General features: G+C 34.0%; 9 protein-coding genes. 2 read left to right on the forward strand and 7 right to left on the reverse strand.

From position 1 onward, the window contains the following. Positions 1-399 precede the first annotated feature (399 nt). Entirely contained in the window at positions 400-1,029 is a 630-nt protein-coding gene (locus tag C568_RS0129560; protein ID WP_018783648.1) for a hypothetical protein, read from the forward strand. Positions 1,030-1,251: 222 nt separating this feature from the next. Here the strand turns inward: C568_RS0129560 and C568_RS0129565 are convergent, their stop codons facing one another. Both C568_RS0129565 and C568_RS0129570 read right to left on the reverse strand, forming a co-directional pair. Continuing rightward, a complete protein-coding gene (locus C568_RS0129565; protein WP_029428003.1) occupies positions 1,252-3,129 on the reverse strand; it encodes a beta-lactam sensor/signal transducer in 1,878 nt (625 codons plus the stop codon). 2 nt (positions 3,130-3,131) lie between these two features. After that, a complete protein-coding gene (locus C568_RS0129570; protein ID WP_018768172.1) occupies positions 3,132-3,530 on the reverse strand; it encodes a BlaI/MecI/CopY family transcriptional regulator in 399 nt (132 codons plus the stop codon). Between the two features lie 189 nt (positions 3,531-3,719). Between C568_RS0129570 and C568_RS0129575 the strand changes: the two genes are divergently transcribed. Then, positions 3,720-5,111: an IS4 family transposase gene (locus C568_RS0129575; protein ID WP_018783650.1), complete on the forward strand. Its 1,392-nt coding sequence runs from the start codon at positions 3,720-3,722 to the stop codon at positions 5,109-5,111. 192 nt (positions 5,112-5,303) lie between these two features. Here the strand turns inward: C568_RS0129575 and C568_RS32290 are convergent, their stop codons facing one another. From C568_RS32290 to C568_RS36620, 5 genes are all read right to left on the reverse strand, one after another. Next, positions 5,304-6,470: an IS110 family transposase gene (locus tag C568_RS32290; protein ID WP_018783651.1), complete on the reverse strand. Its 1,167-nt coding sequence runs from the start codon at positions 6,468-6,470 to the stop codon at positions 5,304-5,306. A gap of 520 nt (positions 6,471-6,990) precedes the next feature. Beyond that, complete coding sequence (locus C568_RS0129585) at positions 6,991-7,515, reverse strand: tubby C-terminal domain-like protein (protein ID WP_018783652.1); 525 nt, start codon at positions 7,513-7,515, stop codon at positions 6,991-6,993. A gap of 250 nt (positions 7,516-7,765) precedes the next feature. Next, the gene (locus C568_RS0129595) at positions 7,766-8,944 is read right to left on the reverse strand and encodes a macrolide family glycosyltransferase (RefSeq protein WP_018783653.1); all 1,179 of its coding nucleotides are present in this window, start codon (positions 8,942-8,944) and stop codon (positions 7,766-7,768) included. Positions 8,945-9,230: 286 nt separating this feature from the next. Continuing rightward, positions 9,231-10,088, reverse strand: coding sequence for an alpha/beta fold hydrolase (locus tag C568_RS0129600; protein WP_018783654.1), 858 nt, complete (start codon positions 10,086-10,088; stop codon positions 9,231-9,233). 354 nt (positions 10,089-10,442) lie between these two features. Next, positions 10,443-10,664: an IS3 family transposase gene (locus tag C568_RS36620; protein WP_018782459.1), complete on the reverse strand. Its 222-nt coding sequence runs from the start codon at positions 10,662-10,664 to the stop codon at positions 10,443-10,445. Positions 10,665-10,694 lie beyond the last annotated feature (30 nt).

Below are 10,694 nucleotides of genomic sequence, written 5' to 3' on the forward strand. Positions count from 1 at the left end.
TATGACCCTACTTTTCCTCTTGCCAATACCCAAGCAAAGCCATGCATTATCTTGAGCTAACGTTTACGAAGCTTACAAACCTTCACTCTCGTTTACCATACCTATCTTCTCCTAGCAGTGTTCCGGACCATGCATTTGTCCTCTGTTTCCGCATTTCCTCATGCAACCTACATTCCCGTTACCAGAAATACAGTTTCGGATGGAGACCTTCTTTGCGTCTAGAGGGGTAGCGTAAGCTACACTGTGGGAATGCAACTTCTTGTCGCACCATAATTCTTGTTATCGGAAGTCATTTCACTGTTTACATCATAGATCTTACTGTTATCTCTATTAGAGATCCCATGAATATAGGACTTAGGTTAAAATTATGGTAAAATTTACCGTGTAGGAGGGAGAGATTTGAGGGTTTTTATTTATATTGCTTTAATAGCATGTACTTGTATGTTAATAAGTTCGTTGATTTTGCAAAAGAAATTTCTATATAAAAAATATGATGTTTTTTTGTCTACTATAATGATAGGAGTATGTATAACCCTTATGCTCTATGGCTTTTATGGTGTCGACATTTCTATCGGTAGACCATTATGGTACGTAGCAGTATTTATATTGATTGGAGTTGTAACGGGTACTCTTATAAGTTTAGCTGTGAAACTGGGAAGGCAACAAGATAGATATAAATTTCATGTTTTTGGTCATATGCTAGGATTTTTAGGATGTGGAATACAAATTATAGCTTACTTTTATGAAGAATATCAGTGGCGTTTTTTTAATATGGAACTATTTATTTCTTTTTTCTTAATTTTATTAACTACATTATCTGTTTGTATAGCAGTGTTCTTTCATCGGATTTTTTTCATGTGTGTTGCAATTTTTCCTAGTTTATTGACAACGCAACATTTATCTATGTTTTGGATCATTGTGAGTAATAGTTTGTTTGTAATGGGTGCATTGCTTATGACTACGGAATATAAAAAGAAACGACGAGTAGATAAGCGTGTAGAGTATTTTAGAGGAAAAGGTTATTCATAATAACATCCTAATATAATTTAAATTTCTAGAATAAAAGATTAAATTGTTAATAAGGGATATCGCCACATGCCCATCAAGCTAAGATTTTACAGTACCCTCAAAACACAAATTTCATCTCACTTTTTTGTTCTATAAATTATTAATTTCTTTTAACACATGAAGATTTCTTTCAAACTCAAATAAAAAATAGGTCTCAAGATTTTTTTCTCGAGACTCTATTTTTTATTTTAAAAAGGAAATCATGATTTTCTCTAATTCAGCTTTATTTAAAACATCGTCAATAATTACAACTTGATAGGCATTGTCCTTTCCTTTTGCAGGAACAATCATCTTCATGCCCTTTACATTGCTTCCCGTCATTTTAGCAAACGTGAATTTTGCTCCTTCTCGTTCATAATTTTCGATCTTATCGTTATCATTAATCCAAAAGTAAAATGGATCCCTTCCTTTTTCTAAAACGGCGGATTGATAAATTGTATAGCCAAACTCCCCGGCTCTATATTCTGAGTTAATGATAGGATTCAGCTTTTTTGTTGTAATTACTGGTTCAACTTTTCCCCTCTTTAGTTCATAACCTTTCGCTACATAAGTTGGTTTCTTGTATGGAAAATCAAATGAACGAGATGTGAAATGTGAATAAATTTTTCCCCATAATGGTTCAATAGCTTTGCCATTCTCCTCTAATTTTTTTTGATCTTCTGGTTCTAAATTTTCAAATGTCCCTACTGATTTTATCTTCTTGTCTATGATATACTCCTCTCTTTGCAATTTGATTAATTGGTCAAATTCTTCTTTTGTTAACAGATTCCGTACCACTTCCATTTCTTGAAGTATATATTCATATCGACCCTCTGAAATATGAAATTCTGCAAATGCTTGTTCTTTTGTACCAATCATCTTTTCTACAATTTGCTGAATAGGAACTTTAGTTTGTGCTTTTGCTTCTTTGATATTATTTTTCATTTCAGTTTGTTCTTTCTGCGGGTTAGTTGGTATATCTGCATGTGCATTTAATAAAGATACAGATGATACAGCAATAATAGCAACAACTCCAAATGCAGACCAACGATAAGATTTCTTTTGAAATTTTTTAATCATAAGAATTCTCCTTTTTAATGTTCTTTTATTTCTACTTAAGTTCGCTAAGCTTGGTACTTGATAATAACTTGAGTAGTGTTCTAAAAGGGTAATAATGGTATGACCATATGCAAGTTTTTCCTCTGAATCTATAAATGTAAGAGCAAATGCATCGCATGCCAGTTCCTGATCTTCCCGCATGCATGAGTAGGCATACCAAAGAATCGGGTTAAGCCAATTTAGGATGAGTAAGCCATGCATAAGCCAATTCACACCGACATCTTTTCTTTTGATGTGAGCCAATTCATGATAAAAAATATATCGTAGTTGTTGATCATCTAATACTTTCATATGTGCACTTGACAATAACACCCTTGGTCGAAAAAATCCGAAAACAGTTGGACTTGCAATTTTTCCAGCTAAGAGGAGTGGGATATCCTGCTGAACGGACATAGATTTATTACAGCTCTTAAATATTTTGACAATCCTTTCATCTGTAATAACAGGTTGTTTTTTTATGTAGAGAAGTAAACGCCTATTCATAATGATGGTGGCAAAACCTAGAATGATAACCCCAGCAAGCCAAATATATAGAGCGATTGTATAAAATGAAAACGTATCATCCTGTGGCTTTTTATTACTGTGCGTTTGTTTCTTACTTTCGGCTGGTTGTGTTAAATCAGATGCATAGTTATCTTCTTTTGTGACTATCTTTGTATCGCCTATATCTGTCCGTTCTTTTGAAGAAGAAACAGCTACAGGCTCTTGGTAAAAGGTATCAGAAGTTCCATTACTGTACGAAAGAATAGAGTAGATACTGTAGGAACTATCTGGTGACCATGGTAATAGAAGTCTTACAATTAATATCATCCATAACATGTACTGCCATCGCGGGGTTAACTTGTTTCTAAGCAAGATTTTGACACATAAGATTAAACCAACTAATATACTTGCCATAATGGATGTTTCTATCACCCAATCAAAAAATCGAGGTAGATAGACGTTTACAAGCATATCTATCATCATTATCTATCCTTCCTCTGATTTTCCTCAGTCTTCTCATCCAGAATACGTTTGAGTTCGTTAATATCTTCTGAAGAAAGCTTTTCTTCTTTTAAAAAATTCACAAGTAAAGGTTTAAATGCTGCACCATAGAAACGTTTGAGGAGCGATTTTGTTTCTACTTGTAGATAACTATCTTGCGACACTAAAGGATAATATGCATACATACGCCCTTTATCTTGATGGTAAGAAACAGCCTCTTTTTGGACTAATCGATTAATAAGCGTTCGAATCGTTTTCGGTTTCCAATCCATCATTACCTCTAGTGCTTCAATCACTTCATTTGCTGTTTGAGGCGATTTTGACCAAAGAACTTTCATGATTTCCAATTCAGCTTCCGATATTTTAGGTAATTCTTTCATTTTATAAAATTCCACCCCTTGTATTACATTTGTAATCTGTAAATTAATATTACAAATGTAATCCTTAATTGTCAACCATATTTTGGGTTTGTAAATACATTCTCATGAAACTTTAGAAATTAATCCCAAAAAACAATGAAAATACGCTATTCTTTTTGTAGAAATATACAGGAAGGACGGCGTTTTTGTATGAATCTATCGATTCAAGATGAGTTTCATTTGTTCGCTGAAGAACTACAGCGATATCTATCTCCACATATTCTTCAACTACTTGCACAAGAGACAGGTTTTGTAAAACGTAAAAGCAAGTATGGCGCACAAGATTTGGCTGCTTTATGTATCTGGATTAGTCAACAGGTAGCAAGCGATTTCCTCACTCGATTATGTAGTCAACTTTATGCAAATACAGCTACACTCATGAGTACAGAAGGACTTAATCAACGTTTTAACCGATACGCTGTTTTATTTCTACAGCGTGTATTTTCCCTTTTAATCAAAAGCAAACTAAACGATTCGTCTCGAATCTCAAACCAATACACCTCTTATTTTCAACGTATACGTATTTTAGATGCTACTATTTTTCAAGTACCCAATCATTTAGCTCCTATTTATCCTGGTTCAGGAGGATGTGCACAAACAGCCGGTATTAAGATTCAACTAGAGTATGATTTACATAGTGGGAAATTCCTCAATTTTCAAATGGAACCAGGTAAAAATAATGATAAAACCTTTGGAACAGAGTGTTTGGATACCTTACGACCAGGAGATTTATGTATTCGAGATTTAGGATACTTTTCTCTAAAAGATTTAGACCAGATGGATCAACGAGGGGTATTCTATGTTTCACGGTTGAAATTAAATAATAGAGTATATGTAAAAAATGAATTTCCAGAATTCTTTCGGGATGGGACAGTAAAAAAGCAATCTTTATATGTTTTACTTAACCTTGAAGATATCATGCATCAGATAAAACCAGGGGATACTTATGAAATTCGGAATGCCTACATTGGACAACAAAAATTGCCCTCACGAGTTGTAATATACAGACTTACATCAACTCAAATTCATAAGCGTAGGAAACAGCAAACTTATGTTGAAAAGAAAAAAGGGGTTACATACTCTGAAAAAAGTAAACGTTTAACAGAAATCAATATTTATATTACCAACATACCATGGGAAATTGTTCCGATGGAACATGTTCACGAGATTTACTCTCTACGTTGGCAAATAGAGATTGTATTTAAAACATGGAAATCTCTTTTTGGTATCAATCATTGTCACAATATTAAGCGAGAGCGTCTAGAATGTCATCTTTATGGACAGTTAATCGCTATTTTTCTTTGTTCTTCCACTATGTTCAAAATGCGACAGCTGTTACTACAGAAAAAACAAAAAGAATTAAGTGAATATAAAGCAATTTATATGATTCAAGATCATCTGTACTTAGTATATGGAGCTATACAACAAGACACCCAAGAAGTATCAAAAATTTTCCTTCGTCTGTTTGACCTCTTACAGAAAAACGGACGGAAATCCCACAGATATGAGAAAAAGACAGTCTTTGATATTTCTTACGATTAGTCAATCCTTATTTTTAGATTTTTAATCAATTAAATATCGCAAAGCCTATATCATATATGTTAAATTTAATGCAAACTAAATACCCCTAATATGTATTCGTTTTTTACTAGGGGGAATAAATATAGTATGATGAATGAGACTATGATTTCAGGCGGTTAACCGATAATCATAGTGTATATTATGTGTAATAAGCTAGAAGAGGAGCTTCAATAACTTATTTACACATGCGATTGACGCAACTTTATGACATTTGTTATAAGGTTGCGTTTTTAATTTATCATAATACTCAACAATGTGGTTCTGTCCGTAACGACGTAGCTTTATCATGTTCTGGATAATGAGAAAAAGAAGCTTACGCAGATGCTTATTTCCACGTTTATTGATCTTATCTTTGAAAAAAGTTTTTCCTGATTGAAAACGGCGTATATCAATACCTGCAAATGTATTAAGTTGTTTGTTATTTTCGAAGCGAGTAATATCCCCGATTTCAGCTAACAAACGTATAGCCGTATTGGGACCTATTCCCGGAAAACTAAGAATAATTGGATATTCTGTGCGACTTTCAGCTAATCGTACCATTTTCGTGATACACTGTTCTTTTTGATAAAGGAGCTCCTGATAGCGTTTCGCGTACGATTTGAGTTGTTCACATAAAACGTCATCCTGACGTACGGCTGGATAAGAATACCTGGCAGCCTCAAGTACTTCCATAGCTTTCTTTTCTGCTATGCTGATTGAGATGTTTTTATTGGTATTCTTACGAATCTGATTCTTCATGACCGTTTTGGAAAGATTTTGAACAAAATCTGGGTGAGGGAATAATTGAACAAAGTTTAAAAATAAATCTGACTTAGTTGTGAAAATCTGTTCCAATTCCGGAAATGTCAACTGAATGACTTTATGCATCCGGCTACGAATCAAAGATAATTCGTCATCCAGTTCACTATAAAACCTTGAGAGTGATTTTAATTGATAAAATAAGTTATCTGTGCCTGTCTTTTTCCTCCGGGAAGCCGTGAAATGTGTGAGAGCTAATTGATGCGCGTCGCTTCTATCGGTTTTATGAATCCGTAAGGAATCGCATTGTAATTTCGCTTCTAAAGGATTCAACAGAAAGTATTCAAACTTGTTATCTTGCATAAAACGCTCCAGTTGTCTCGAATAGACACCAGTTGCTTCGAACACAATATGAGGTGGTTTTTTATTTTCATTCATAAGTTGATCTATTCGTTTTCGTAGTTCTTCAAAATCGGGCTTAGAATGATTGATTTCACTTTCAAAAATACATTGTTTTTGAGCATTATAAATAACCATATAACTCTTTCCCATACTAACATCAAACGCAATTACATGTTGCATATTTTGCCTCCTTATGTAGAATTGAAGTCCTCATCTTACTCTTATCGATTCCCATTTCTTATACACGATCTCAAGGATCCACATACTAAACTGATTCAAATAAGGTAAGTGAAGAAGGTCTGTTTTGGGTACGGATTTAAAATCCCAATATCAAAGCGACCTATTCTTCACTTCTACTATAAAAAAATAGTAGTGTAAACCAATGCCTTGGTTTACACTACTAATCTTAGTATGTTTTAGGTGTCGTTTATCAGTTTACTGTATCCAATCTAAAGCAGAAAACTGCATAATCTTTAAAAACACACCGTATCAAGGTTTATTTGGTATGCGTATTTTTAAAAACAAATAAACAAATTATCAAGCATGTAGGCAACAAGAACGGAAGTTCATGAAATACCTAACCTTAGCTTGATGGGCATGGGATATCGCCAGCATTTTGGAAAAAACTACGCTAGTCAAAAGTAAAACCATTCATCAGAATAGCTTTACTTTTGACATAATTATCGAAAGCGGAAGTTAATTATTCACCGACATAAAACAGAATTTGTGCAATACTCGTAAAAAATTCTGGTTCTTGTATAGGAGAATCCTCTTCTATCTCTAAGTATGTTTTAAACCATTCTGATGTCTTCATTCTCCACCTTGCTACTTCTTTACCTTGATAATAAAATTTTGCCCAATCCATTGGTGCTTTCTTTACTATGAGTTCACAAGACTCAGATTTAATAAGAAGCTCAGGCGATATAACTTGCCATGAAATATAACTTACTTCATATTCTTCACTCGTCAGACAGTTAATAACTTTATACGTAGGCTTTCCTAACCATTTGGTATTCTTTATGCACTGATAAACTATATCTCTATCGTTGGAATAAACATCGATTTGAACGTTCCAATCAATATTCCATACATAGGTTGCCATTCTTGTTAATATATTTTTGTAATTTCTTTTAAATGTGAATACCTTATTTCCAGATTCATCCTTGACATCAACCGATTTAGTAGAGTCCTTTACCTTAGGAGGTAAGTATGTATATTTCTTCATTCTAATACTTCTCCTTTATTTCTGACTAAAACAAGACGGTTTCCATTGTTCTTTTGCTTATTTTTGTAGTCGTAATTTATCAAAAAAATCCCTCCCTTTTTTTCTTTATTGTATCATTTAGAATAATTGATTTGTTGTAAAAATTGGATGTATATTCCATTCATATAAGGTTAACATAACGTCTCATTATCGGAAGTCAAACTAAAAAAACCTTATTCAACTCGCATTGAATAAGGCTTTGTGTTTCTCTTCATTTTTTGTTTTGCACAAAAGCATCAATAGCTTCTATAGCTTTTTCTGCCCCACCGCTTTTTTGAAAACTTTCATTAATTTTTTTGATACCCTCTTTATAGATTTCGTTGGTCAGCACTTCTTTAACGGCATCCTTTAACGTTTCAGGTTTCAAATTATCCTTTGATACTCTGTAGCCGGCATTAAGCTCAGTCAGACGCTGCGCCACTGTAGGCTGGTCCTTGTCATGCGGGATAACAACCATTGGGATATTGAAGTGGATCGATTCATTCACGCTGTTCATACCGCCATGGGTAATAAAGACATCCGTGTGCTCGAGTACCTTTAATTGCGGTACATATGAAGAAATGATAAAGTGCTCGGGAGCTTCTTTAATTTTTGTCATATCTACTCTTTCACCGGCAGCGATGACAACTTTTCCTTTGAAATCAGAAAATGCATCAATACATGTATTAAAAAACTCCTCTGTACGGTCAAGAACCGTCCCCATCGAAATATAAAGGACTTGTTCATCCTCTAATGCTTCAAAGGGAAAGCTACCCGTATAAGCCCTCTTTGGGAATGTCGGTCCGATAAAGATATTTGAATCATCGAATTTTTTGCTATTAGGCTGAAAATACCGGCTCGTAAATACAATCGTTAATTCCGCCGCATTATTCATAAACTGAGCCGAGCTCTCCGGCTCTACGCCATAACATTCTTTCATTTGTACCATTAACTTTTCAGCTTCTTCATCAGGTTTAAATCCGGATTCTGGAGATAAAGGCATGTTTTTAAGAAATTCTTTGGGAAACAAAAAGGATGCTGAAGAGCAAACTCCCGGAATTTGCAAGTAATCTCTCACTAGTTGCCCTGCTCCAAATTTTTCATAAAATACAAAGTCAAAATCAATATCCTGAGATAACTGTTTTGTGATATCTAAAGCGTCCAATGAAGTTTGAATTTGAATTTTCAGAAAGGCATTTAAACCGGCATTCGAATACGGATCAATGGATGCTTTACTCAATACATCAGGCTGAAGATGAACCGTTGCGCCAACTTTTTCTAAACGTTCTTTAAATTTTTCAGTTGTAATATAGTGAACACTGTCTCCTCTTTCCGCAAAAGCTTTTACAATGCCCAAAGTAGGATTGACATGCCCTTCTGCTGGAAAGTTAATCATTAAAATGTTTGCCATCCGAATAACACTCCTTGTCTCAATACTTGCAACATATTAACTCTCTTACTGCTTTCTCTTTGACTATTAAGGATACAAATAATCCCCCGCTGCTCTAGCCATTGATTCTACCTGCAAAACCAGTTCAGAAACCCCTTGAACCTTAAGCTTTATATTTCATCCCCCATTTATTAAATATTTATTAAATGATAACAAAAAAAGGAATTTTCAAATCATACTTAATAATGAAACTGATTCATACTTTAGACCTATTTTATTTATATAAAACCCGATATCGGAAGTAAATTTAAGTTGTTTTTAGAGTAGGTATAGCTAGTATAAATTCCTGAATTGCGCGCCTGAATTCTTCTTTGTTTTCTAAATAAGGATGATGCTTATCTTCTAAAATAGCAACGGACATATTAGGAAAATTAAATCTTTTATAGTGATATGGTCCAACAGCATCATCATACTTGCCACTAATTACGAGAGTTGGCACTGAAATTTCAGCTGTGATTTGAGTATAATCTTGAAAAAACTCAGGATCCGCATGTACATATTTACGAAAATCAGGGCGATGTTTAAGTTCTTTATCTAAGCTCTCTAAGACTTTAAGATTTTTTCTATCCGTGAACTGTAAATCATAATATTTTCCCATTTCTAGCAGTTTTTCAGCCATCGCAAAGAAGTCTTTATAGAAAGACTCGATTGACTCATAAGAATCCAAAACATTATCTTCTTCTAACCAGCTTCTTCCTACATTCATTTGATGCAGGTTTGACTCTCGCTTGTTTAGTGTACAATTAAGCAAGATTAAACTTAAGACACTGTCAGGGTATTGTTTGGCGTAGTTAGTAGCTAAAATACCACCAAATGAGTGTCCCATTACAATCCATTTATCTATCTTTAATTCTTGCCTTATTTCTTCAAGATCTAAAAGTAATCTTTTTAGTGAGTAATCTCCTTTCGGAGCGAGTGAAGAGCGACCACACCCCCGCTGATCAAGATAATGCATTTCCATAAAACTTTCTAAAATAGGGCCGCCTGTCTGTTCAAAAGAGTAACTCCAATAACCAGGACCTCCATGTAAGAAAACACAAGGTAAGCCTTGTCCATTTTTGCTTATATGTAAGGTAGTACCATCACTTGTCATTAAATTTTTCATTTTATGAATCCTCCTTAAAGTAAACTTTTCATTATTAATAGTTCGTGACTGTTCATTGGAAAACCTACCTTAAAAACCTGTATACCCTATACATGTAAGGTTAACATAATCCCTCTTGTCCTTGTTCTATGGATCTATGCATCTTTTTATACATTCCTATTCTGGTACGCCTTTTGGCTTCCCGATGATTCCCTATGTCTCCCTATTTTTTTCATAAAATCTTGTATAAATTACTAATTTAATCAGAGAAATGAAAGTAAACTTTTACATAGAGGTTTACTTTCAAACATTAATAAAAAAGACAGCCTTAAATGAAGTGACCCCTGTCAAGTAGACTGTATTCAAAAAGCACAACTAAGTAACCTGAGTTCTATATTTATATGGACTCAGGTTATTTAATTTCTTTTGAAATCTTTGGTGATTATAAAAGTGTATATATTTGCGCACGGCAAATTTAACCTCATCAGCTTTACGGAAAGAGTATAAATGAAAACACTCTGACTTAAAGTGGCTGAAGAAGTTTTCTATACAAGCATTGTCCCAACAGTTTCCCTTCCGAGACATACTAGCCTTCATCTGATATTTTTTTAGTAATTGATTATATTG

Origin of the sequence: Bacillus sp. 95MFCvi2.1, from assembly GCF_000374965.1 — a bacterium.
In the GTDB taxonomy this organism is placed as follows: domain Bacteria; phylum Bacillota; class Bacilli; order Bacillales; family Bacillaceae_G; genus Bacillus_A; species Bacillus_A pseudomycoides.